Raw genomic sequence first — 23,241 nt, 5'->3', positions numbered from 1 at the left:
ATCGCTCCTGGAGGTTCGGTGAACTCACGCAAACGGACGACCGTCGCGACCATCGGCGCGCTGGTCGCCATTGCATCGCTCGGCCTGAGCAGCACGGCCACGGCCAGCGCCACCACGGCGGCGCCCCCGGACGGGGTGACGCACGCGGAGAACCCCCGGGTCCCCGAGGGGGCCGTCTGGACCGAGGAGTACTTCCCCTCCTCCGACGGCAGCGGCGTCGAACTGCACGCCGACGTCCTGCGCCCGGAAGGCCTGTCGGCCAAGGCGAAGACGCCGGTGATCCTGGCGGTCGGGCCGTACTTCAGCCATGCCGGCCAGACCGGTCCCGAGGGTTTCACCCAGACCGGCCCCTCCGCCCGCTTCGAGGACTTCACCAGCGGCGCCGACATTTTCGCCAAGGGCTACACCTACGTCATGGTCGACCTGCGCGGATTCGGCGGCAGCACCGGCTGCCTGGACTGGATGGGCGACGGCGAGCAGGCCGACATCAAGGCCGCGGTGCAGTGGGCGGCCAAGCAGCCCTGGTCGACCGGCAAGGTCGGGATGTACGGCAAGTCCTACGACGCGGTCACCGGACTGGCCGGGAACAACCTGAAACTGCCCGCGCTGAAGGCGGTCGTGGCGCAGGAGCCGCTGTGGGACATGTATCCGTACCTGTTCAGCAACGGGGTGCCGCGGCCGAACGTGACCGGTACGCCCAACGCCTACAACTCGATCGTCACGATGGCGCCGCTGGCCGACGACACCGACCGGTACAAGGCCAACGCCCGCTACGAACAGGCACATCCGGAGTGCACGGCCGACAACCTGACGAACAACAACAACCCTGATCCGGAGTCGGCGTACTGGCGCGAGCGCGACCTGGCGAAGGACGCGAAGGGCACGAACACGCCGCTGTTCGTCACCCAGGGCTTCATCGAGAACAACACCAAGCCCGAGGAGATGGAGCTCTTCCTGGACAACCACCAGGGCATCGAGCGCGGCTGGGTCGGGCAGTGGGAACACGTGCGCGGCAACGAGACCAACAGCGCCGGGCAGCTGCTGATGGGCCGCGCCGGGTTCTTCGACGAGGTGATGCGCTTCTACGACCAGCACCTGAAGGGCGTCAAGCCGGCCGTCAAGGACCCGGCCTACCTGGTCGAGGACAACACCGGGCAGTGGCGTGAGCAGTCGACCTGGCCGAAGAACACCTCCACCCTCTCGGCGAGCCTGCCCAACGGCGAGTACCTCGACAACGGCGCCGCGACGACGCTGGCGGCCCGCTCGGCGCCCGGGGACGAGGGCTTCGACATGGAGAACTACACCGACCCGGCGCCGTCCGCCGCCCGCACCGCCACTGAGCTGGCCGCCACCACGAACAGCTACTTCAGCTGGTCCAAACCGGCCACCCAGCGCACCCGGATCACCGCGACCCCGGGAATCACGTTCAACGCCGGGGCCACCGGCAACGTGATGGTGAAACTGTGGGACGTCGCGCCGGACGGTACCGCGGTGATGTTCGACGAGAACGTCGCGCTGATCACGAAGAAGGGCAAGGTCAGCTTCGACCTGAAGTCCACCGACTGGACCTTCGAGAAGGACCACCAGCTCGGCGTCCAGATCGGCACGATCGGCAGCGGCAGCTGGCGGGACGTGCCCAGTGGCAACACGATTCGGGTGACCAAGGCCCAGCTGGACCTGGAGCTGCAGAACCCCAAGGGCGACAAGGCCGCGCAGGGCGACCGCTCGCCGTTCCTGGACACCTACCTGCGGCAGTACACCCGCACTCTGACCGAGGTCGGCGCGGGCACCTTCCCGCTCGGCCCGCGCACCAGCAGCTGATCGCATACCGGGTGGGGCCTGGAGCCCCACCCGGTATGACCGGCGTCACCAAGATTCTTCCGACCCAAATCCGCCCGGCCCGCATCTCACTCTCTGTACGGCGGTCGAGGAGACCGCGGCGACCACGGAGAAGGAGTTGGAACCATGGCACGGCTCAGGGGAGTTACCGCGGCGGGGATCCTCGTCATCGGTGCGCTGGTCACCTCGGCCTGCGGATCCGACTCGGACGAGCGCGCGATCGAGGGCACGGTCACCAAGGTGACCCCCTCCAGCGCCACCACTTCCACCACCGAAGCGCCGGAGTCCACCGAAGCGACCGAAGCCTCGAACACCACCGAGGAGCCGGGCACGGCCGAGACCACCAAGGCGCCGGCCCCCGAAGAGACCACCGAGCCCGCCGCGGGCGACCCGGGCCTGCCCTCCAGCGGCAAGGGCGCGACCATCGTGCCGGTGGACGGTTTCGAGGGCGGCCTGACCCTGGAGGACGAGGGCCTGTCGATGACCGACGACGACAGCGGCCGGCAGCTGTTCACCTTCAAGTCCCTGGGTGGTGACCTCTACCAGGTCAAGGGCACCGACAGCTCCGGCGAGAACGACCCGCTGTGCTGGCGGGCGCCCGACGCCGACGAGATCAGCCCCTCGCCGATCGTGGCCGGGGAGTGCGACACCAGCAAGAAGACGCAGGCGTTCAAGATCGTCAAGTCCGGCGCGGGCTACGTGATCAGCCGCGAGGGCAGCGGCAGCATCACCCTGGGCAGCAACGGCCTGGAGTACAGCGACACCAAGTCCACGAAGTTCCGGGTCAACGCCTGATTCGTGAGCCCGGACGGGCCGGGAACTCCTCCCGGCCCGTCCGTGCGTTCATAGGCGCCCGGCGGCGAGAAGCGGCACCCTGAGTTCATGACCACCGACGAGAACCGGGGAATCATCGCCAACGAGAGCATCGTGCCGCTGCTGCCGTGCGTGGACGCCGACACGACCCTGGCCTTCTGGGAGTCGCTCGGGTTCGCGGTGACCTACCGGCAGCGCAAACCCTATCTGTACCTGGCCTTTCGCTGGAGCGGTATCGACCTGCACTACGGCACCGCCGCGGCCGGGGTGAGACCGGCCGAGGAGAACAGCGGCGGCTGCCTGGTGATGGTGGACGATGTCGCCGCCTACCACGCCGCTTTCGCCGCCGCGATGCGCGCGGCGCACGGCAGGCTGCTGGCCAAAGGACTGCCCCGGATGACCCGGTTCCGGCCCGGGGCCTCGCGATTCACGATCATGGACCCGAACGGCAACTCGATCATCGTGATCGGCCGGGACGAGCCGCTGGAGCTGGAGTACGGCGGCGCGAAGGACCTCACCGGGCTGGCCCGGGCCATCGACAACGCCCGGATCCTGCGCGAGTTCAAGAACGACGACCTCGCGGCCGCCCGGGCGCTGCAGTCGGGCCTGAAGCGGCACTCGCAGGGGGCGTCCGTCGGTGAGATCGCGGTGGCTCTGGCCGGGTTGATCGAGGTCTGCACCGCGCTCGGGAAGACCGATGCGGTGGCTGAGCACGGCACCCGGCTGCGCGGACTGGAGCTGTCCGAGGCCGAGCGAGAGGGTGCCCGGGCGGCGGTGGCGGATCCTGCGTTGCTGGCCGAGTGGTTATCAGGACCTATGGACGTTCGGGAGCCTTGAGTGGGCACGTTCACCTCGACCAGTGCGTTGGGTTAGGCGGATACTGCACAGGGATGCGCACAAGGGGAGGTTCGATGGCGGTGCCGGGGGCGAGACGGGCGGGCCGTCTGCTGGATGGTGCGGTCGACGTCGTGTACGACCGGGCGCCCGCTGTGTCCGAACGGGCCTATCGCACCGTGGCCGGACCGCTGATGGCCGCCGACCCCGACGGCGCGGCCCGCGCGGTCGAGACCCGGCTGGACGGTACTCGCGAGCGGGTGGCCCAGATGGCGGTCCGGGGAGCCGTGTCGGCCTCCGGGGCCCGGCGGGTCCGGCGTGATCTGGCCCGCACCCGGACCGATGTCGAACTGCTCACCCCGCGCCTGCCGGTGGTCCAGGCCCGCTGCCTGACCCAGCGTTCCACCGCCTACCAGGACGCTCTGCAGAGCCTGGCCAACGCCTCGGCGGCCCGGCTGGCCGGACCGGACCTGGCCTGGCACGTGCTCGTCCCGGTAGGTGCCCTGGCCGGCTGGATCGGCGTGTTCCTGCTGATCACCGGCCCACTCGCCGCCGCTCTGCTCGGCCTGGTGGCGGGCGTGGTCACCGCCTCGGTGGTGCTCGGCGCCCGCACCCGCCGGATGGGCCGCGAGCGGATCGGGGCAATCGCCGAGGCCCTAACCCAGGCCGACCTGGTCGGCAGCGGAGCAGCGCAGCAGGTGCCCGGTCTGGACCGGGACCGGCGCGCGCTGCTGCAGCGAGCCCGGAGCTCCGGCCGGCTGGACCAGCGCGGGCTGAGCGCTCTGGAGGCGATCGACGCCCACCTGGACGACCTGCTGGTCCGGCTGATCGAGGGCGAACTGCAGGCCGAGGGCATGCACCTGGTCCAGGCTACGGTCGAGCGCTACCTGCCGGACACCCTCGAGCCGTTCCTGACCATGCGCGACACCCAGGCCCTGGTGCGCGAACGGCCCGCCGTGCAGGAGGTCGCCGACCAGCTGAGCGCGATCGAGACCGCGCTCGCCGACCTGGTCCGGCGCCCGTCCCGCAGCAACCTCGAGCAGCAGTTGCTCATGCAGGGCGAGTTCCTGCGCTCGAAGTTCGGTGCCTCAGACCCCTCCGGGGCCTCCGGCCAGTAGCTGCTCCAGCGTGGTGATCAGCCCCTGCTCGGTGTTGGCGGGAGCGATCGCGGCGGCCCGGGCCAGCACCTCGGGGTGCGCGTTGGCCATCGCGAAGGACCAGGTGGCGGCGTCCAGCATCTCCAGGTCGTTGAGGTAGTCGCCGAAGGCCACGGTCTGGTCGCGGGTGATGCCGAGGCTGCGCTGCAGCTGCCCGACGGCCACGCCCTTGTTCGCTCCGGCGGCCATCACGTCCACCCAGTGGTGGTTGGAGATGACGACCTGCTCGGTCCGCGCGAACTCCTCCAGCCGGGGGCCGGCCCCGGTCTCGGCGTCGCCGAAGTCGTACACCGCGATCTTCAGCACGTCGTCCTCCGGGACCAGCAGGTCGTCGACGATCTCCAGTGCGGCGTAGTACTTGCTCACCTCGCCGACGAACGCCTCGTCCTTACGCTCCACGTACGCCGAGCGTTTGCCGCACAGCACCACGCCGAGGTCGAGCTCTGCCCGGGTCAGGTCACGTAGGTGCTGGATGACGTCCACCACGACGGCCCGGCCGAGCGTGGTGGAGCCCAGTTCGGCCCCCTCGCGCAGCAGGTAGGTGCCGTTCTCGGCGACGAAGGGGGTGTCGGCCGGAGCCCGCTCGAAGAGCCGGGCCAGGGTGGCGTACTGCCGGCCGCTGGCCGGTACGAAGACGATGCCCCGTTCCTGCATCTGCTCCAGCAGGGGCCAGAAGGCGTCCGGGATCTGCCCGCTGCCGTCGAGCAGGGTGCCGTCCATGTCGGCGACCACCATCCGCACATCGAGGTCGGAGAACGGGAACGGCGACACGAATGCGGCGGGGCTCGACACTTCGCTCCTTGCAACGGGGGACGGACGTCATCAATCTAGGTCTCCCCGTCGGGCGAGAGGCACCCCGTCCTGGGCAAACCGGCAGGTGACCCGCGTCACCGGCCCGGCTGTTCAGGTTCTGGCACCCCCGCGCACGTCCACGCGTCCGCCGTTGGTGTTCTGCTCTTCACCCGCCCTCCCTAGCGTCTGGCGGCATGCGAACAATCGTCCGATATGCCTTGACCGGTACCAGCGTGCTGGCCCTCACGCTGTCCCTGACCGCGCTCGGCGCGGCGGCGTCGCAGGCCGACAGCAAGACCGCCGGCAAGACCGACAGCAAGCCGGTGAAGCAGCCCACGCTCACCGGCTGGGCCTCGCTGCCGGCCGGGACCTTCGTGCCGGGCAGCGAGCCGTCCGGTTCGCTGATCACCGGTGAGACCAACGGCTTCAACGTGCCGTTCGCGGACCAGCCGGTGCAGGGTTTCTCGGGCATCGTGGACAACGGTGACGGCACCTTCGACGTGCTGTCCGACAACGGCTACGGCAACCAGGCCAACTCCGGCGACTTCCTGCTGCGCATCCACCGCCTTGCCCCGGTGTTCGCGAAGAACCAGGTGGACGTCCTGGGCGGGATCAATCTGCGCGACCCGGACAGCAAGGTGCCATGGAAGCTGACCCGCGAGGACCGGGTGCTGACCGGGGCGGACTTCGACGTCGAGTCGATCCAGCGCACCCCGGACGGCAGCTACTGGATCGGCGAGGAGTTCGGGCCGTACCTGCTGCACTTCGACCGCACCGGCAAACTGCTCTCGGCCCCGATCGCGCTGGAGGGTGTGGTGTCGCCGGAGACGGCCAAGCGCACCGGGGCCACCGCGAACCTCGGCAGCAGCAAGGGTTTCGAGGGTCTGGCCCAGTCTCCGGACGGGCGCCTGCTGTACTCGCTGCTGGAGGGCACGGTGACCGGGGACAAGGCCGGCTCGCTGCGGTTCAGCGAGTTCGACGTGCGCAAGGAGAAGTACACCGGCAAGAAGTTCAGGTACCAGCTGGAGGACCCGGCCAACGCCATCGGTGACGCGATTGCCGTGGACAGCAACCGTTTCCTGGTGATCGAGCGGGACAACGGCCAGGGTGCGACCGCTAAGTTCAAGAAGATCTACCTGGCCGACAAGCGCGACCGTGACCGCGACGGCGCGATGGACAAGACGCTGCTGGTGGACCTGATGAACGTGGCGAACCCGAAGGGCGTGGGCGGTTTCGGCAAGACCTTCACCTTCCCGTTCCAGACCATCGAGGACGTGGTGATCCTCGACGACCACACCATCGGCGTGCTGAACGACAACAACTTCCCGTTCTCCACCGGCCGCAGCGCCACCGAGGCCGACAACAACGAGTGGATCACCATCGAGCTGCCGAAGTCGCTGAACGCGGACCGGCGTCTGCTGCCCTGAACCCAGCATCTGAGCCAAGGCGGGTCGAAAGACCAACTGATGCACCACGTCTTCAGGCTCTGACCCAAGGACCAGGCGTCTTCAAGTAGGCCTTGATCGGTCCCGGCGGACATCGCCGGGACCGATCAACTCAGGCGGCTACTCCTCCTCGGGCGCCTCTTCCTCGCCTCCGGCCTCGTCGCTGCCCTCTTCCTCGTCGTCGCCGAAGGCGCCGTCGATCATCTCGCTGGCCAGGTAACCGGCCGCCAGACCACCGACCGCACCCATCGCGACCCCGGCCATGCCGGAGCCCATTCCGCCGCCCGAGGGCTGGTGGCCGTAACCGGGCTGGCCATAACCCTGCTGACCGAAACCGGCCTGCTGCCCGTAGCCGGGCTGGCCACCGTAACCGGGCTGGCCGTAGCCACCCTGGCCGTAACCCGGCTGCCCGTAACCACCCGGCGCGCCCTGGCCGAACATCGACTGACGCTGCTGGAGCGCCTGCTGGATCCAGCCGTCCACGGTCTGCAGCCAGTCGGTCTCCTCGGCGTCACCGTGCGAGACGGTGTAGCGGCCGAAACTGTCCTGCCCGGGCCGGAACAGCCCGCCGCGCTTGTCGAACTCCAGCACCACCTGCACCGAGTGCGGGCTGGCGACGAAGGTCAGCTCGACCTCGTTGATCATCCCGGCGTACTGCTGGGCCGGGAAGTACTCGACCTCCTGGTAGAACGGCAGGCTCTGGTGCACCCCGTGCAGCTGCCCGATCTCCAGGTCGGCCGACTTGAACACGAAGCCGAGCTGGGTGAAGGCGTCCAGAATGCGCTGCTGCACCGGCAGCGGGTACACCTGCACCGGGTCCAGGTCGCCCTTGTCCACGGCCTTGGCGATCGACACCTCGGTGCGCAGGCCCATCACCATGCCGTGCAGCTGCTGGCCGTAGACCGTGGTGAACGGCGTCTCCCAGGGCAGCGCGAACTGGAACGGCAGAGACAGGTTCTGCCCCTCGGCCAGGCGCATCGGGCCGCTCACGGTGATCCGGTGGAACTCACCCACGGCGTCCTGCTCACCGTGTTCCATCCGGGTGAGGAGGCCGAGGGAGATGTGCTCGATCTCCACATCGGTGCTGCCCCCGGTGAGGTTGACCTGCCCGGCCAGCATCCCGCCGGGCTGGGCGCCCGGCTGGGACAGCACGGTGTCGACGCTCGGGCCGCCGATTCCGAGGGCGCCCAGCATCTTCTTGAAGACCACGTTTTTCTCCTGCGATGAACGTCGGACACGATGCGGTTGTCAGCCGCATGATCACGAACGCCCGACAGGTCGTGATTGTCCCCCGGGTGCAGTGCCGATTCCGGAAGAGGAGTCGCCGGAACCGGGAACTGCACAACGACATTCACTCTGACAACACCTGTACCGGATTTGTGACGAAGATCCCTCCGCTGTGGCAGTCTCGCCCGGTGCTCATCACCGGATCGCGTGTTCACCTGCAGAAATCCCGCCGCTCCCGGGTCTGGCGCGGCGGTGTCGGCGTGCTCACCGCCGCCACGCTGACTCTGGCCACCCCGGCTGGAGCCGAGGCCGCCCCGGCCGTCGAGCCGGATCTCGGCCCGGCCCTGGCCGGCTTCTCCGAGCTCTGGACCGCCAGCGGCAAGGGCGACCTGCACGGCCGGGCCAAGAACCAGAAGGTCCTGGCCCGCAACGACCGGCTCGCCGTCTGGATCAACCGCAACGCCACCGAGGCGCAGCAGTTCCGGGCCCTGCAGGACGCGATGTACCAGAACAGCACCGCGACCTCGTACGACCAGTCCCTCACCCTGTCCACCGGCCTGGGCTCGGTGCTCGGCCCGCTCTACCGCAAAGGCCGCACCTCCGGCGCCCTTCCGCTGACCAGTGCCCTGATCAACAGCTCGGACGGCACCTCGGGCGCCCACCTGAACGTGAACCCGCTCAAGACCAGGTTCAGCTACCCGCGCCCCTACCTGCCCAGCAACTCCGACACGGCCGCCGTGCCGGGCTTCGCCGAGGAGTGCGACCCGTCCAAGGTGAGCGGTTCCTCGTTGCGCTGGCTCCGGCTGAAGCAGCCCTACGCCACCGCCAAGGGCAATCTGAGGATCAAGCGGGTCACGGACCGCAACGACACGACGCACCAGTTCGCGCCGAACGACGTCTACCTCTCCGCGGGCTACGGTTCGGCCGGTCTGTGCACCGGTGGTTCCTTCCCCAGCGGCCACGGCACCACGGCCTACCAGGCCGGCCTCACGCTGGCCACGCTGCTGCCCGAACTGGCGCCGGAGATCCTCGCCCGCACGTCCGAGGCCGGCAACAACCGCCTGGTCCTGGGCGTGCACTACCCGCTCGACGTGATGGGTGGCCGGATCGCCGCACAGGCTTCCCTGGCCGCGCAGTGGTCCGACAAGGAGTACCGCACCAAGGTTCTCGAGCCGGCCCGGCGTGAGCTCGTCCGCTACCTGAAGCAGAGCTGCAAGAGCACCCTGGCCAAGTGCATCGCCCGGCAGAAGAGCTACCGCTCCAACCCCTACGGCGGCAAGAAGATGCCGGGCGGCACCGCGCAGCTGGTCACCGGCCGCAAGAGCGCACTGAAGGTCTACCGCGAGCGCCTGACCTACGGCTTCCCGCGCGAGGGCAAGAAGAAGTTCAAGGCCTCGGTGCCGGCCGGCGCCGCCAATCTGCTGCTGACCACCTTCCCGACCCTGACCAAGACCCAGCGCACGAGCGTCCTTGCCCAGACCCAGATCCCCTCGGGCTATCCGCTGGACCGCAGCGGTCACAAGGGCAAGTCGTGGCAGCGACTCGATCTGGCTGCCGCGATGAGCGCGACCGTCAAGGTCAGCAAGAAGACGGGCAAGGTCAAGGTGGTCTCGACCGGTGGCCCGGCCCGCGTCCGGAAGGGCTGAAGACCTACTGCTTACGGACGTCCGTGGTCGGTGTTCCGGTGACCACGGACGTCCGTTGCTGTCAGTTCTTCTGGGCCCGGGCGATCAGGGACTTGTACTTGCCCGCGGCCTTACGGTTCTGGGTGGCCGAAAGGGCACATTCGCAGTACGGGGCGCTCTCGTTGAACAGTGAGACGAAACGGATCGAGCCCGGGTCGGACTTCGCCTTCTGCTGCAGCCAGCGGTAGGTCACGTCGAAGAACTTCGGATTGTCGCCGCCCGAGGCCGAAGACGCCGAGGAGACGCTGAACTCGGCCAGGGCGAACGGCAACCCGCGGTCCCGGGCGAACTTGTACCAGTAGTTCCAGCCGTACTTCTTGGTGAAGTGGCTGTTGATGTTCGAGGCCGTGGTGAAGGGCTTCCACCAGTCGTAGCTGTCCAGCGCGATGATGTCGACCTTGCCCTTGACGTAGAGCTTCTCGATCGCCGGGGTGGTGCCGTTCTGCGCACCTCCCTCGTTCGGGTTGAAGACGATCTGCAGGCGCGGGGCGCTGGTGCGCAGCTGGGTCACGGCCCGGGAGAACTGCTTTCGCCACTTCTGGGCATCGGTGGCATGGGAGAAGCAGCAGTTCATCTCCCAGCCCAGCCGCACCAGGCCGTCGGGGTCGACCGCGGAGATCTTGCGGCCCAGCTCCTGCCACTGCTGATCGGTGCCGGCCTGACCGTCGTCGGTCCACAACGGCACCGAGAGGATGAAGTCGTCGCGCGCAGGCTTGAAACTCGAGGGGACGGTGCCGGCCCACCAGTCGTTGAGCTGCTGATTCCAGGTCGCCCGGGAGGTGTAGGCCGTGATGTTGTCCACCGGGGCGCCGCGCCACTGGGCAAAAGCGCTGGCCTTGGCCGCCGAGTGCTCGAAGAATCCGCCGTCGCTCCAGGGCAGGCCCGAGGCGTACTTCGGCGTGCTCCGCGCGTAGGCGGGTCCTGAAGTCGCCCCGGTGAGGAGCACCAGAGTGACGGCCAGGGCCGCGCTGAACGGATGGACGCGTTTCATCAGGATCTCCAGAGCTGGGGTGTGGTGCGCTGGAGGGACTCGGAAGAACGGCGTTCGGACTGGTGCGTAGCTGGGTTACTTCACTCAAAAAGGGGACGTCTTCGGTCGGCTTTGCGGGGTTTGGGAGGCTGGCTTGCTTAAGGTCTTACAGGTGTTAAAGTTTTTACGTGAGTAAGACTCGTCGGGAGAACCCGATCGTCACCCGGTCGCGGGCCGCCCTGACCGAGGCGGCGATCGCGCTGCTGGACGAGCGCAGCGCCGCGCAGATCTCGATCAAGGACGTGGTGGAGGCGGCCGGAATGAGCCGGCCGACCTTCTACCAGCACTTCGCCGACCTGGGCGCGGTGTTCGCGGCGGCCGGGCTGGCCCGTCTGGAGGAGTCCTTCGCCGACCTCGAACCGCCTTCGCAGGCGCCCGAGGGTCTGCAGAACGCCTTCGCCCCGGTGCTCGCGCTCATCGTCGAGCGGATGCAGCGGCACGCCGTGTTCTTCCACCGCGTGCACGCCAGTTCCGGGGGAGCGGCGTACCACGCGCAGGTGGTCACCTTCACCGCGCAACGACTGCGCCGCGAGCCCCTGCTGCAGGCCTGGTCCGACCGCGACGAGGTGTTCTGGGAATTCCTGGCCGCCGGGATGGTCTGGGTGATCAACCGGCAGCTGGCCGCCTGGTGCGCCGGAGAACCAGGCCCCACCGAAGCCGACCTGGCCGAGATCTTCGCATTCATCTTCAACCGCACCACCGGAAAGTAGAGGCACCCCCATGCGCGCCGTCATCCACCACGAATTCGGTGACCCCTCCGAGGTTCTGGCCGTCGAGGACGTTCCCACGCCCGACCCCGGCCCCGGCGAAGCTCGCGTCCGCACCGTGCTGTCTGCGGTGCACAACCACGACCTATGGACGATCCGCGGCACCTACGGCTACAAGCCGGAACTGCCCGCCCGGACCGGTACCGAAGCGGTGGGCATCGTGGACGCGCTCGGCGAGGGCGTCGAGCACCTGCAGGTCGGCCAGCGCGTGGTCGCCAGCAGCATCTTCGGCGTCTGGGCCGAGTACTTCGTGGCCCCCGCCGCCCGCCTCGTGCCGGTGCGCGACGAGCTCTCCGACGAGGTCGCCGCCCAGCTGGTGGCCATGCCGTTCTCCGCCCTGAGCCTGATCGACTCGCTGAACCTGAAGGAAGGCGACTGGATCGTCCAGAACGCCGCCAACGGTGCGGTCGGCCGCCTGGTGGCCCAGCTGGCCAAGCCGCGCGGGATCAACGTGCTCGGCCTGGTGCGCCGCGCGGCCGGAGTGGAAGAACTCGCGGCCCAGGGCATCGACAACGTCGTGGCCACCGACGCTTCGGACTGGCGCGAGCGAGCGGCCGAGATCACCGGCGACGCACCAGTTGTCGTCGGCATCGACTCGGTGGGTGGCTCTTCCGCCGGTGAGGTGCTCTCACTGATCGCCCAGGACGGCACGCTGGTGGTGTTCGGCGCCATGGCCTCACCGACGATGGAGCTGAGCTCGGGCACCATCATCTTCAAGAACATCACGGTGAAGGGCTTCTGGGGCGCCAAGATGGGCCCGTCCATGGCCCCCGAGCACCGCTCGCAGCTGTTCGCCGAGCTGATCGCCCGGGCTACGGACGGTTCGATGACTCTGCCGGTGGATGCGGTTTACCCGTTCGACGAGGTGCGGGCCGCCAGCGTGGCCAACTTCCAGGCTGGGCGGGTTGGCAAGATCATGCTGCGGCCCTGAAAGACCGGATGAGCAGAGGGCGGGGTGGGCACCTTAGGTGTCCACCCCGTCCTCTGTTTGGGCGGCCTATGAATGCGGTCGAGCAGTTACTCATCGACGAGAGTTGGTAAAGGGCCGAAGGATTCAGCGGGGAGACGGTCGATCTGGCCGTCAATCACCGTGGGATAACCCAGCCATTGCCAAGCTCCGGGAGAGGCGTGGACGAGGACCGAGACGGGAGACTCGTGCTCGGTGTGTTCTTGCCACACGGTGTATTCGCTGTTGTTCAGGGTTTGGATGACGAGGCTGGTTTGGTCGGCGAGGTTGCGGTTGCGGATGCTTCCGTCGTCGCTGGTGGTGGCGAGGTGGGTGCCGGTGGGGTGGTAGGCGACGGCCGTGACCCAGCTGGTGTGGCCGGTGAGGGTGTGCAGGTGCTGGCCGGTGGTGGCGTCCCAGATCCGGATGGTGCCGTCGTCGCTGGTGGTGGCGAGGTGGGTTCCTATGGGGTTGTAGGTAAGGGCCCTGACCCAGTCCGTGTGGTCGGCAAGGGTGTGCAGGTGCTGGCCGGTGGTGGCGTCCCAGATCCGGATGGTGCCGTCCCAGCTGGTGGTGGCGAGGTGGGTTCCTGTGGGGTTGTAGGCGACGGCCGTGACAGCGTCGGTGTGGCCGGTGAGGGTGTGCAGGTGCTGGCCGGTGGTGGCGTCCCAGATGCGGGTGGTCTGGTCCCAGCTGGTGGTGGCGAGGTGGGTGCCGGTGGGGTGGTAGGCGACGGCCGTGACGGTGTTGGTGTGGCCGGTGAGGGTGTGCAGGTGCTGGCCGGTGGTGGCGTCCCAGATGCGGGTGGTCTGGTCGTGGCTGGTAGTGGCGAGGTGGGTGCCGGTGGGGTGGTAGGCGACGGCCGTGACGGCGCTGATGTGGCCGGTGAGAAGTTGAAGCCCGCTTGTCGGGCTCCCACTAGCCGCAGGAGCCCTGCGCCAGCCCTCGAACTGCGTCGGCACCGGCGGCGTACAGAACAGATCTTGCGCTCGGTATGCGTGAACCTGTTCCCACCGAATCCCCGCCACCGAGCACCTGCGCAGAACTGTTCCCACGAAAGAGGATTGGTCGAAGTCGGCCGCATCGAGGTTGCAGGTGTGAAACCCGGCCCGGGTGAGGTCGGCCCGCGAGAAATGCGCGCCGGTCAACTCCAGGTCGGTGAAGGTGACGTCCGACAGGTCGGCGTCGGTGAACTTGGCCCCGCGAAGATCCATGCGTTCACCGCCTTTCGATCGAATCTTCCAGCCCTTCAACTGGGCGTCGGTGAAGTCGGCTCCGCTCAGATCCGGGCTGGGCAAGGTGCCCTGCGCCTGCATCGCATAGGCCAGCGCTAAACAAGCAGCACCAGCGCGGCCGGAGCGGGCGATCGCGGTCAGGCTATTCAGATGATGGTCCGAACGTTCGGCATCAGGCAGTCCAGCCATCATTTGCCCTAAGAAGTCCAGGGTTTCAGCACTCGGCACCGGCAGGTCCCAGGCGAGGGCCCTATCCTGCGGCGATCCGGGCCCGCCCAGGGCCGAGCGCAGGTATCGGGCCAGGAAGAACTCGCGAAGGGAGGTGTGGGCGAAGCGGAAGGTGTCGTCGTCACTGCGCACCAGAAAAGTGGCGGTACGAAGATCTTCCTTCCACAGATCGGGCAGCGGCTGGGCATAGTGCACCCGCAGGTCGGGGCGGTCAGCCAGGAACTCCAGGAGCCACTGCTCCACCTGATCGGCTGACCACGAGTTCAGACCTTGGCGCCAGAGTGTTGCCGCCAGGTGCTCCATCAATACCTGCTTGTGCTGCGGAAGCAAGCTGTGCTTGCCCTCATCACGCTCCAGCCAGTCCTGCACGAACCCGGCGTACAGATCGGCCCCGTACACCGTGGTGCCGGTCAGCTTGGCGTGCTCGATCCGTTCGAGCTGCCCGGCGATCAGGGTGAGAGTCATCGGACGCTCAGCGATCTCGCGCAGGTTGTGGACCTCGTTGAGTACCTCCAGCATCCGCTCCACATCCACGCCGGGCACGTTGTTCGCCAGGTACTCGCGGATCTGTTCGTCGCCGAAGGGCTGCATCAGCAGGACGAGATACGAATCTCCACGGTTGTTCTCACGCTGCTGGCCGGTGAAATGGTTGACCTCGTCGCGGATCGAGCGGAAGTAGTGCGTGCGACAACTGAGCAAGAGCTTGCTGCGCGGTGGCCTGGTCGGAGCCGGAACCGGTCCTGCCGCCTCGAAGGTGGGTTCGGCCGCCCGCCAGAGCACTCGGCTGAAGCGCTGGGCATCGGCGGGCGGCATCCGGACGATGACTTCGTCCAGACCGTCGAAGATCAGCAGGGCGCGGCCGGAATCGACCAGGTCGAGCAGGTCGTCCACGGACGGCAGGGTTCCGCGACGGTCATTGGCCTTGAGCAACGCGGCGAGGATCGGCCGCAGCGAAATCCCTTCATCGGTGAGGGTCTGCTGCGGCAGATCACGAAGGTCGAACAAGATTGGCAACGGGATGTCGGCGTCTGTCTGGTGCCGGCGCAGCAGTTCTTCGGTGAGGAGTTTGGTGGTGGTGGTCTTGCCGATGCCTACGTCGCCGAGCAACGCGCACATCGCTGGCCCGGTCCTGTCCAAGGCCCAGCGCACCAGCCGCTCCACAGCCGGCTCGCTCTCACCCAGACGGCGCGTGGGGCTGGTCGCGCTGAGAGCAGCCCGATCGAAGTCGGACTGGACGGCCTCAGGGAGAACCAGGTGGTGTTTCCCCCGGGAGAGGGCCCGTTGCAGCGAGAACTCGCGAAAGCGCTCGTCCCTGGACTTGGCCGGTGTGATCGGCTCACCGGGAGACGAGAGCCGGGTAAGGTGCGAGCGGATCAATGGCACGCAGTCGTTGGCGTAGCTTTCCTTGTCCTGAGCCCGGGCGCGGGACTTGAACGGCTTCGCGGAAAGGTGCACCTCGGCCATCGGCAGTTCGCTCGGCAGTCTGGCTCCGGCTACCAGCTGGGCGAAGGCCAAGAGCATTCGGCGATGGGGGTTTTCGGATCCCCAGAGGCAATCTGCGTGGTTGCGCTGCAGATAGCTGGCGCTGATCAGGCAGACCACAAGGTCCGCCCGGTCCCGCAGGTCGGTGCTCAACTCCGTGCCCAACTGGACGTCGCCGATCCACTGGATCCGAACGTCCTCTGGGTCGAAGCGTTCACGGAGCAACTCCAGCAGGGCAGCCTCATCGCGGTACAGGGGCGTGCCGGGTTCACCACCGGTGCTGAGGAAAACGTTGTAGGGCCGCTGCAGCACCTCGACCGCAGCCGCCGGTACCGTGACCGCATCCGGCCGGCGTCCTGCGCCTTGGGCCGACATGGCACCGAGTTCGGCGACCGTCCGGTCCTCGCCCTCGAACCAGCACCAGCGCGCTGTCGGTGCCCCCTTGTCGCCATCGACCTCAACCTGCAGACGACCGCCGGTGCGCTCGGCCAGGTCGTGGCGAAACTGACGGAACGCGTCCTGACGCTTCTGCAGCGCCCCGGGCCTGGTAGCGGCTTCCAGCGCGAGATCCAGCCGGATCCGGCCATCATCGCCGATCAGCTCCACCAGCTTGGTGATCCGCTGGTACTGCAGCCCGGTCAGCTCCTCGACCAGGCGGTCACGGGCTGCGAGCACCGCGGCACTGTTCATCGGCCTCATGCGCCCGCAGCTTCCGAGGGGCTGTCACCGGTCGGCCAGGACATCACGCCCCAAGTCGGCGGACTGCCCGCCCGGTCCGACAACACCCGCCGTCGGATGGCCTCGGCGAGCTCCCGAGCGAAAGCGTCACGATCACGCGCGTCTGCGAAAGCCCTGTGGTGCAGGGGATCATGAAAGATCTGCCGCAGCTCCACGCCACCGGTCCGGCGAGACCCGTCGAGCGGGACCTGCCGAAGCATCACGGGCAGCATGGGCTTACCAGTGGTCCCGGTGAACCAGGACAGCTCCCGTTCCCGGATGTACACGCTGCTGAAGAACGACGGGCTGAGCAGCAGTAGGCCGTAGTCGCAGCCGGCCAGGCGCTGCTGCAGTTGTTCGTCCCAGTCCAGGCCGACGGCCAGCTCGACGTCCTGCCACAAGGAAAAGGTCAGGCCCTCGATGATGCCCAGGTGGTCTTCGAGGGACCCGATCAGTGCGTTCTTCAGCAGCTTGTCCTTCCGGGACCAGCTGACGAACAGTTCGATCGGCTTGTCGCTCACGGACGCTCACGTTACTTTCACGCAGCGCCGGGAATGGCTCTACTGGCCAGTTGGTGGGGCAATGCCGCACTTAAACCAGGCAAACACAGAGGACGGGGTGGGCACCCAAGGTGCCCACCCCGTCCTCTGCTTAAACGGCTTTTACAGCTTGGAAGCCGCAGCCCGGTCCAGCAGCCAAAGCGTGCGCTCGGTACCGCGCACCGCCCCGGCCGGAAGGTCGACGTCGCCGAGGGCGCCGGCCACGGCCTCCGCCTTCCCCTCGCCTCCGGCGAGCAGCCACACCTGGCGAGCGTTCCCAATCGCCCCGAGGGTGAGGGAGATTCGCACCGGCGGCGGCTTCGGCGACTCGCGCACGGCGATGACCGTTCCCGAGGTCACCGCATACCCCGGGTGTCCCGGGAACAGCGAGGCTACGTGACCGTCCGGACCAACGCCGAGCATCAGCACGTCGAAGGCTGGGTTGCCGGCGGCCTCAAGTTCCGCAGCGTAAGCAGCCGCAGCGGCATCCACGTCGTCACCGTAAGTGCCGTCCGAGGGGGCCATCACGTGCACCCGCTTCGGCTCCAAAGGCAGTGCATCGAGCAGGTACTCGCGGGCCTGCGTCTCGTTGCGCTCGGCGTCACCGGCGGGCAGGAAGCGCTCATCGCCCCACCACAGGTCCACCCTCGTCCAGTCCACCACGTCACGGGCGGGCGAGGCGGCGACGGCCTTGAGCAGAGCGCCGCCGTTCGACCCACCGGTGAGCACGATGTGCGCCTGGCCCCGCGCCGCCTGGGCGTCTACCAGCTCGGTGATCAGCCGGGCGGCGGCGGCATTGGCCAGCGCAGCGCCGTCGGCCAGGATGATCTTCTCGGGCGCGCTCACGCCGAAACCCCCTGCACCAGCGGCATGCCCTTGGTGAGCACATCGGTGAACAGCTCGTCCGGGTCCAGCCGGCGCAGCTCCTCGGTCAGGCACTCCACGTCCGAACGACGGTGCAGGGCCACCCGGCGCACCGGCTGACCGGGCTGGGTCATGGTGGCCACCGTGCCGTCCTCACGGACGATCGAGATCTCGCCCGAGGCCCGGGTCAGCGAGACGCCGACCATGCCGGTACCGGGTTCGGTGTGCTCCACCGTCACCGGGCAGTTCAGCGCGAGAGCCAGCCAGGCGGCCATCAGTTCGACGCTCGGCTTGTCCGAGGCACCGCGCACCACGGCCGAGGTGACCTCCTCGTACGGAGGCTGGTCCAGGGCCGCCGCCAGCAGCGCCCGCCAGCGGGTCAGCCGGCTCCAGGACAGGTCGGTGGTGCCGGGCGCCGCCACCCGGGACAGCTGGCGCAGCGCCTCGGCCGGGTCGGTGGCCTTGGCGGTGTCCACGATCCGGCGGGTGGCCATGGTGCCGATCCGCTCGCTGGCCGGGTCGGCCGGGGGCTCACCGGCCCACCAGACCACCACCGGCGCGTCCGGCAGCAGCAGCGGCGTGACCAGGGCCGAGCCGTGGTTGGCGAGCTCACCGAACAGGCGCAGCACGATCACCTCGCTGGCCCCGGCGTCACCGCCCACCCGGATCTGGGCGTCCAGCCGCGAGTCGCCGTCGGTCGAGCCGCGGACGATCACCAGCACCCGGGAAGGGTGTTCCCGGCTGGCGTCGTTGGCGGTGCCGATCGCGTCGTTGGCGCCGTCCTCGTCGGTGACCAGGATCAGCGTGAGCACCCGGCCCAGGGCGACCGCGCCGCTCTCACCGCGGGCCACCACCAGACGCTTGCTGACCTCGTTGGTGGTGGTGTTGGGCAGATCGACGATCACGGAACCCTCCAGCTACGTCCGTCGCGCGCGAGCATGTCGTGGGCCGAGGTGGGCCCCCACTGGCCGGGGTAGTAGGCCTCCGGCTGCTTGCCGCTGCTTTCCCAGTGCTTGGTGAACGGGTCGAGGATCTTCCAGGAGAGCTCGACCTCCTCGTGCCGCGGGAACAGCGGCGGGTCGCCGAGCAGCACGTCCAGGATCAGCCGCTCGTACGCCTCGGGGGAGGACTCGGTGAACGACTCGCCGTAGCTGAAGTCCATGTTCACGTCGCGCACCTCCATCGCCGTGCCCGGCACCTTGGAGCCGAACCGGATGGTCACGCCCTCGTCCGGCTGCACCCGGATGACGATGGCGTTCTGCCCCAGCTCACCGGTGGCGGTGTTGTCGAACGGCAGGAACGGCGCCCGCTTGAACACCACCGCGATCTCGGTGACCCGGCGGCCCAGGCGCTTGCCGGCCCGCAGGTAGAACGGCACTCCGGCCCAGCGCCGGGTGTCGATGTCCAGGCGCAGCGCGGCGAAGGTCTCGGTGATCGAGTCCGGCGCGATGCCGTCCTCCTCGAGGAACCCGGCCACCGCCTCGTTGCCCTGGTAGCCGCGGGAGTACTGGCCCCGCGCAGCCGCCTGGTCCAGGTCGGCCGGGGGCCGCACCGCGGAGAGCACCTTCTCCTTCTCCGCCCGCAGATCCTTGGCGTCGAACGAGATCGGCTCCTCCATCGCGGTCAGCGCGAGCAGCTGGAGCAGGTGGTTCTGGATCACGTCGCGGGCCGCGCCGATGCCGTCGTAGTACCCGGCCCGGCCGCCGATCCCGATGTCCTCGGCCATTGTGATCTGCACGTGGTCCACGTAGTGGGCGTTCCAGATCGGCTCCCACAGCTGGTTGGCGAAGCGCAGCGCCAGCAGGTTCTGGACCGTCTCCTTGCCCAGGTAGTGGTCGATCCGGAAGACCGAGTCGGGCGGGAACACCGACTCCACGACCTCGTTCAGCTCGCGCGCGGTCTCCAGGTTGTGACCGAACGGCTTCTCGATCACCACCCGGCGCCAGCTGTCGCCGTCCTGCCTGGACAGCCCGGAGCGGGCCAGCTGCTTGGTCACCACCGGGAACGCGCTCGGCGGGATCGACAGGTAGAACGCGTGGTTACCGGCCGTGCCCCGGCTCTCGTCGAGCTCGCGGAGCACCTCGGCGAGCCGGTCGAACGCGGCGTCGTCGTCGAAGTTGCCGGTCACGAAGCGCAGGCCGGCGGCCAGCTGGTCCCACACCTCGGTGCGGAACGGGGTACGCGCGTAGCGGCTCACCGAGGCCTTCACCTGCTCGGCGAAGTCCGCGTCGGACCACTCCCGGCGGCCGTAGCCGACCAGGGAGAAGCCCGGCGGCAGCAGGCCGCGGTTGGCCAGGTCGTAGATGGCCGGCATCAGCTTCTTGCGGGCCAGGTCGCCGGTGACCCCGAACATCACCAGGCTGGAGGGCCCGGCGATCCTGGGGAGCCTGCGGTCACGGTCGTCGCGCAGCGGGTTCTCGCTGGCACTCACCCGGGTCGGGCTCACCGATCTTCCTTTCGGAGCTTCCAAGAACAGAATTGGGGACGATTGCGGGCGCCTTGGGTGCCGACCCGCAGCGCAGGTGGCGGGCGCCGACATTCGCACACAGGATCAAGCAAGTTCAGGATGCCCGGTGGCATTCCCGTCACCTGCACGCGAAGGGTGGGCCAGCTGGTCCTGGGACCGGCCGGCCCACCCTTCGGCGGGCGATCAGTGGTGGTTCTGCGCCTGCCCGGGCGCTCCGGCGGGAAGTCCTCTCCGGAACCGGCCGGCCACCCGCAGAACCTGCGCCCGGGCCGGCGAATTCCGCCGTCGGCGAAACCCGTCGGACCGGGCTCGGAAGTGGTGTGCCGGCCACCGGTGAACCGGTGGCCGGCACCCGGGCCCTAGCGGCTGAGCACCTGGATCAGCTTGGCCAGACCGGCTTCCCGGTCGGCCAGGTGCAGGCGCAGCACCGGCCGGTCGTGCTCGGCCAGCACGGTCGCGTCCCCGGCGGCCTGCGCCGAGATCAGCTCCCCGAAGGTGAACGGCCGGTCCGGGATCTCCAGGTCCTTCGCGTTGCCCGCGGTGATCTGGAGGTAGACCCCGACCGGGGCACCACCCTTGTGGAACTGCCCGGTGGAGTGCAGGAACCGCGGCCCCCACCCGAAGGTGACGGGCCGGTTCGTGCGCTTGGCCAGCGGGTCGCGCACCTTCTCCAGCTCGCTCTCGGCGAGCCGGTCGAGGTAGGCCATCACCGCGAGGTAGCCGCGGCTGGGCAGCTCGGCCAGCAGCGCGTCCACGGCCGCCTCGACCGTGGTGGCGCCCTTGAGCAGGCCGGGCGTGGCCCGGATCTCGATGCCGGCGTCCACCGCGTCGGGTGCGGCCGGTTCCGGGCGGGCGTCGAGCATGCCGCGGGCGGCCTGCTTGGCGCTCTCCACGTCCGGCTGGTCGAACGGGTTGATCCCGACCAGGCGGCCGGCCACCGAGGTGGCGTACTCCCAGAGCAGGAACTGTGCCCCGAGCGGACCGTTCACCGTGACCGCAGACGCCGCGGGGGCGTCCGCCGGGGCGGTGGTGGCGTCCGAGCCGATCGGCGAGAGCCGCACCACGACGGTGTCGTCACCGGGGGAGGTGACGTCCGGCGCGGCGGGGGAGGCGACGACCGGCAGCAGGCCGGTGCCTTCCTTGCCGGTGGACTCGGCGATCAGCTGCTCGGCCCAGTCGCCGAAACCGCTGATCCCCGAGCCGTAGTCGGCGAAGACCACCTTGTCGCGGAAACCGCCGCCCGAAGCCGGCGAGCCGCCGATCACCGCACCGAGCACCAGGCCCGGGTTGGCCTCGACGTCCTCGGCCAGCTGGTCGCTGACCCCGGCCGCCTCGTCCAGCAGGGCACCGATGTCGGCCCCGGCCAGACCGGAGGGCACCAGCCCGAACGCGGTGAGCGCCGAGTAGCGCCCGCCGACCGTCGGGTCGGCCTGGAAGATCGCCCGGTAGCCGGCCTCCTGCGAGGCCTTCTCCAGCGGCGAGCCCGGGTCGGTGACGATCACGATGCGGGTCTTGGCGTCGATCCCGGCGGCGGTGAAGGCCGCCTCGAAAACCCGGCGCTGGCTGTCGGTCTCGACCGTGCCGCCGGACTTGCTGGAGACCACGATGACCGTGCGCTCCAGCTCGACCAGGGCCGAGCGGACCTGGCCGGGGTCGGTGGTGTCGAGCACCACCAGCTCCACGCCGGCGCTCTTGGTGATCACCTCGGGGGCCAGCGACGAGCCGCCCATGCCGCACAGCACGACCCGGTCGACACCCTCGGCCAGCAGCTCGGCCCGCAGCGTCTCGATCGGCTCGACCAGCGGCCGGGAGGTGTCGGCGAGGGCCACCCAGCCCAGCCGGATCGAGGCCTCGGAGACCGCGGCCTCGCCCCACAGCGTGGGGTCCTTCTGCGCGATCCGGGAGGCCACCTTGTCCGCGACCAGGGCGGGCAGGTGCTTCTCGATCGCCTTCAGGGCGTCCACGCCGGCCGGCGTGACGACCACGTCGGCCGCCACGTCGTCGGCGGGCCACACCTCGGCGTCACTCATGCGCGGGCCTTGGCGCGCTCGAGCTCGTCGGTGACCGTGCCGAGCAGGTCCGACCAGCTCTTCTCGAACTTGTCCAGGCCCTCGACCTCGAGCAGGTTCACCACGTCGTTGTAGTCGATGCCCACGCCGGCCAGGGCGTTCATGGTCTCGGTGGCCGCGGCGTAGTTGCCGGTGATCGAGTCACCCTTGATCACGCCGTGGTCGAAGGTGGCCTCGAGGGTGGCGCCCGGCATGGTGTTCACCGTGTCCTTGGCGACCAGCTCGGTGACGTACAGGGTGTCCGGCAGGGACGGGTCCTTCACACCGGTGGAGGCCCACAGCGGACGCTGCACGTGGGCGCCGGCCGCGGCCAGCTCCTGCCAGCGGGCGGCCGCGATGACCTCTTCGTAGGCCTGGTAGGCGAGCTGGGCGTTGGCCACGCCGGCCTTGCTCTTCAGCGCCAGGGCCTCGTCGGTGCCGATCGCGGTGAGGCGCTTGTCGATCTCGGTGTCCACCCGGGACACGAAGAACGAGGCGACGGAACGGATCGTGGACAGGTCGATGCCCTTGGCCTTGGCCTGCTCCAGGCCGGCCTGGTAGGCGTCCATGACCGCGCGGTAACGCTCGAGCGAGAAGATCAGCGTGACGTTGACGCTGATCCCCTCGGCGATCACGGCGGTGATCGCCGGCAGACCCTCGACGCTGGCCGGGATCTTGATCATCGCGTTCTTGCGGTCGACCGTGGCCCACAGCTTCTTGGCCGAGGCGATCGTGCCGTCGGTGTCACGGGCCAGACGCGGGTCGACCTCGATCGAGACCCGGCCGTCCTGGCCGTTCGTGGCGTCGAAGACCGGCTTGAACACGTCGGACGCGGCGCGCACGTCGTCGGTGGTGATCTCGAAGACCGCGGAGTCCACGTCGGCGCCCTTGGCGACCAGCGCGTCCACCTGGGACTGGTAGCGGTCACCCTTGGCCAGGGCGTTGGCGAAGATGGTCGGGTTGGTGGTGACCCCGAGGATGTTGCGCTCGTCGATCAGCTTCTGCAGGTCGCCGCTCTCCAGCAGTTCCCGGGAGAGGTCGTCCAGCCAGACCGAGACGCCGTGGGCGGCAAGGTCCTTGACAGCGTTGCTCATTGAGATGTGCCTCCTGCATACGGTCGCCGTGC

18 protein-coding genes are annotated in these 23,241 nt (G+C 68.8%); 8 read left to right on the top strand and 10 right to left on the bottom strand.

Features of this window, described 5'->3' with window-relative positions; all coding sequences use genetic code 11:
- Positions 1 to 18 precede the first annotated feature (18 nt).
- The 4 genes from LR394_RS10400 to LR394_RS10385 all read left to right on the top strand — a co-directional run bounded on the left by LR394_RS10400 (position 19) and on the right by LR394_RS10385 (position 4,604).
- Positions 19 to 1,821, top strand: coding sequence for a CocE/NonD family hydrolase (locus LR394_RS10400; protein ID WP_231440488.1), 1,803 nt, complete (start codon positions 19 to 21; stop codon positions 1,819 to 1,821).
- Between the two features lie 144 nt (positions 1,822 to 1,965).
- Positions 1,966 to 2,634: a hypothetical protein gene (locus tag LR394_RS10395; protein WP_231440487.1), complete on the top strand. Its 669-nt coding sequence runs from the start codon at positions 1,966 to 1,968 to the stop codon at positions 2,632 to 2,634.
- Positions 2,635 to 2,721: 87 nt separating this feature from the next.
- On the top strand, positions 2,722 to 3,489 hold the full coding sequence (locus tag LR394_RS10390) for a VOC family protein (RefSeq protein ID WP_231440486.1): 768 nt from the start codon (positions 2,722 to 2,724) through the stop codon (positions 3,487 to 3,489).
- Between the two features lie 80 nt (positions 3,490 to 3,569).
- Positions 3,570 to 4,604, top strand: coding sequence for a hypothetical protein (locus LR394_RS10385; protein ID WP_231440485.1), 1,035 nt, complete (start codon positions 3,570 to 3,572; stop codon positions 4,602 to 4,604).
- On the opposite strand, the gene LR394_RS10380 is transcribed toward LR394_RS10385, so the two are convergent.
- The gene (locus LR394_RS10380) at positions 4,575 to 5,435 is read right to left on the bottom strand and encodes a Cof-type HAD-IIB family hydrolase (protein ID WP_231440484.1); all 861 of its coding nucleotides are present in this window, start codon (positions 5,433 to 5,435) and stop codon (positions 4,575 to 4,577) included. The genes LR394_RS10385 and LR394_RS10380 overlap by 30 nt on opposite strands.
- 194 nt (positions 5,436 to 5,629) lie before the next feature.
- On the opposite strand from LR394_RS10380, the gene LR394_RS10375 reads away from it, so the two are divergent.
- On the top strand, positions 5,630 to 6,862 hold the full coding sequence (locus LR394_RS10375) for an esterase-like activity of phytase family protein (protein ID WP_231440483.1): 1,233 nt from the start codon (positions 5,630 to 5,632) through the stop codon (positions 6,860 to 6,862).
- 138 nt (positions 6,863 to 7,000) lie between these two features.
- Here LR394_RS10375 and LR394_RS10370 read toward each other — a convergent pair whose 3' ends face one another.
- Positions 7,001 to 8,089, bottom strand: a complete 1,089-nt coding sequence (locus LR394_RS10370; protein ID WP_231440482.1) for a sporulation protein — start codon at positions 8,087 to 8,089, stop codon at positions 7,001 to 7,003.
- 206 nt (positions 8,090 to 8,295) lie between these two features.
- On the opposite strand from LR394_RS10370, the gene LR394_RS10365 reads away from it, so the two are divergent.
- Positions 8,296 to 9,753: a phosphatase PAP2 family protein gene (locus LR394_RS10365; RefSeq protein WP_231440481.1), complete on the top strand. Its 1,458-nt coding sequence runs from the start codon at positions 8,296 to 8,298 to the stop codon at positions 9,751 to 9,753.
- A 61-nt stretch (positions 9,754 to 9,814) separates the two neighbouring features.
- Here LR394_RS10365 and LR394_RS10360 read toward each other — a convergent pair whose 3' ends face one another.
- Positions 9,815 to 10,783, bottom strand: coding sequence for a glycoside hydrolase family 26 protein (locus LR394_RS10360; RefSeq protein ID WP_231440480.1), 969 nt, complete (start codon positions 10,781 to 10,783; stop codon positions 9,815 to 9,817).
- Positions 10,784 to 10,950: 167 nt separating this feature from the next.
- Between LR394_RS10360 and LR394_RS10355 the strand changes: the two genes are divergently transcribed.
- Positions 10,951 to 11,532 carry a TetR/AcrR family transcriptional regulator gene (locus tag LR394_RS10355; protein WP_231440479.1) on the top strand — a complete coding sequence of 194 codons (582 nt, stop codon included), beginning with the start codon at positions 10,951 to 10,953 and terminating at the stop codon, positions 11,530 to 11,532.
- Between the two features lie 10 nt (positions 11,533 to 11,542).
- On the top strand, positions 11,543 to 12,520 hold the full coding sequence (locus LR394_RS10350; protein WP_231440478.1) for a zinc-binding dehydrogenase: 978 nt from the start codon (positions 11,543 to 11,545) through the stop codon (positions 12,518 to 12,520).
- Positions 12,521 to 12,606: 86 nt separating this feature from the next.
- Here the strand turns inward: LR394_RS10350 and LR394_RS10345 are convergent, their stop codons facing one another.
- The 7 genes from LR394_RS10345 to tal form a co-directional block, all read right to left on the bottom strand.
- Entirely contained in the window at positions 12,607 to 16,179 is a 3,573-nt protein-coding gene (locus LR394_RS10345) for an NACHT and WD40 repeat domain-containing protein (protein WP_231440477.1), read from the bottom strand.
- Positions 16,176 to 16,718, bottom strand: a complete 543-nt coding sequence (locus LR394_RS10340; RefSeq protein WP_231440476.1) for a toll/interleukin-1 receptor domain-containing protein — start codon at positions 16,716 to 16,718, stop codon at positions 16,176 to 16,178. The genes LR394_RS10345 and LR394_RS10340 overlap by 4 nt, the downstream gene beginning before the upstream one ends.
- A gap of 141 nt (positions 16,719 to 16,859) precedes the next feature.
- Positions 16,860 to 17,582 (bottom strand): 6-phosphogluconolactonase, encoded by a 723-nt coding sequence (gene pgl / locus LR394_RS10335; protein WP_231440475.1) that lies wholly within the window; start codon positions 17,580 to 17,582, stop codon positions 16,860 to 16,862.
- Complete coding sequence (locus LR394_RS10330) at positions 17,579 to 18,505, bottom strand: glucose-6-phosphate dehydrogenase assembly protein OpcA (protein WP_231440474.1); 927 nt, start codon at positions 18,503 to 18,505, stop codon at positions 17,579 to 17,581. Before LR394_RS10330 ends, pgl begins: the two co-directional genes overlap by 4 nt.
- A complete protein-coding gene (gene zwf, locus LR394_RS10325) occupies positions 18,502 to 20,046 on the bottom strand; it encodes a glucose-6-phosphate dehydrogenase (RefSeq protein WP_331283053.1) in 1,545 nt (514 codons plus the stop codon). The genes LR394_RS10330 and zwf overlap by 4 nt, the downstream gene beginning before the upstream one ends.
- Before the next feature lie 380 nt (positions 20,047 to 20,426).
- Positions 20,427 to 22,097 (bottom strand): hypothetical protein, encoded by a 1,671-nt coding sequence (locus tag LR394_RS10320; protein WP_231440473.1) that lies wholly within the window; start codon positions 22,095 to 22,097, stop codon positions 20,427 to 20,429.
- On the bottom strand, positions 22,094 to 23,209 hold the full coding sequence (gene tal, locus LR394_RS10315; RefSeq protein ID WP_231440472.1) for a transaldolase: 1,116 nt from the start codon (positions 23,207 to 23,209) through the stop codon (positions 22,094 to 22,096). Before tal ends, LR394_RS10320 begins: the two co-directional genes overlap by 4 nt.
- Between the last annotated feature and the right edge of the window lie 32 nt (positions 23,210 to 23,241).

The sequence above is a fragment of the Kineosporia babensis genome (genome assembly GCF_021129305.1).
Taxonomy (GTDB): domain Bacteria; phylum Actinomycetota; class Actinomycetes; order Actinomycetales; family Kineosporiaceae; genus Kineosporia; species Kineosporia babensis.
This window is presented reverse-complemented; position numbering and strand designations above follow the sequence as displayed.

Coding starts and splice junctions, on each gene's coding strand:
- LR394_RS10395 (WP_231440487.1), top strand. CDS start 1,966: ATGGCACGGCTCAGGGGAGTTACCGCGGCGGGGATCCTCGTCATCGGT.
- LR394_RS10390 (WP_231440486.1), top strand. CDS start 2,722: ATGACCACCGACGAGAACCGGGGAATCATCGCCAACGAGAGCATCGTG.
- LR394_RS10375 (WP_231440483.1), top strand. CDS start 5,630: ATGCGAACAATCGTCCGATATGCCTTGACCGGTACCAGCGTGCTGGCC.
- LR394_RS10360 (WP_231440480.1), bottom strand. CDS start 10,783: ATGAAACGCGTCCATCCGTTCAGCGCGGCCCTGGCCGTCACTCTGGTG.
- LR394_RS10350 (WP_231440478.1), top strand. CDS start 11,543: ATGCGCGCCGTCATCCACCACGAATTCGGTGACCCCTCCGAGGTTCTG.
- LR394_RS10345 (WP_231440477.1), bottom strand. CDS start 16,179: ATGAGGCCGATGAACAGTGCCGCGGTGCTCGCAGCCCGTGACCGCCTG.
- LR394_RS10320 (WP_231440473.1), bottom strand. CDS start 22,097: ATGAGTGACGCCGAGGTGTGGCCCGCCGACGACGTGGCGGCCGACGTG.
- tal (WP_231440472.1), bottom strand. CDS start 23,209: ATGAGCAACGCTGTCAAGGACCTTGCCGCCCACGGCGTCTCGGTCTGG.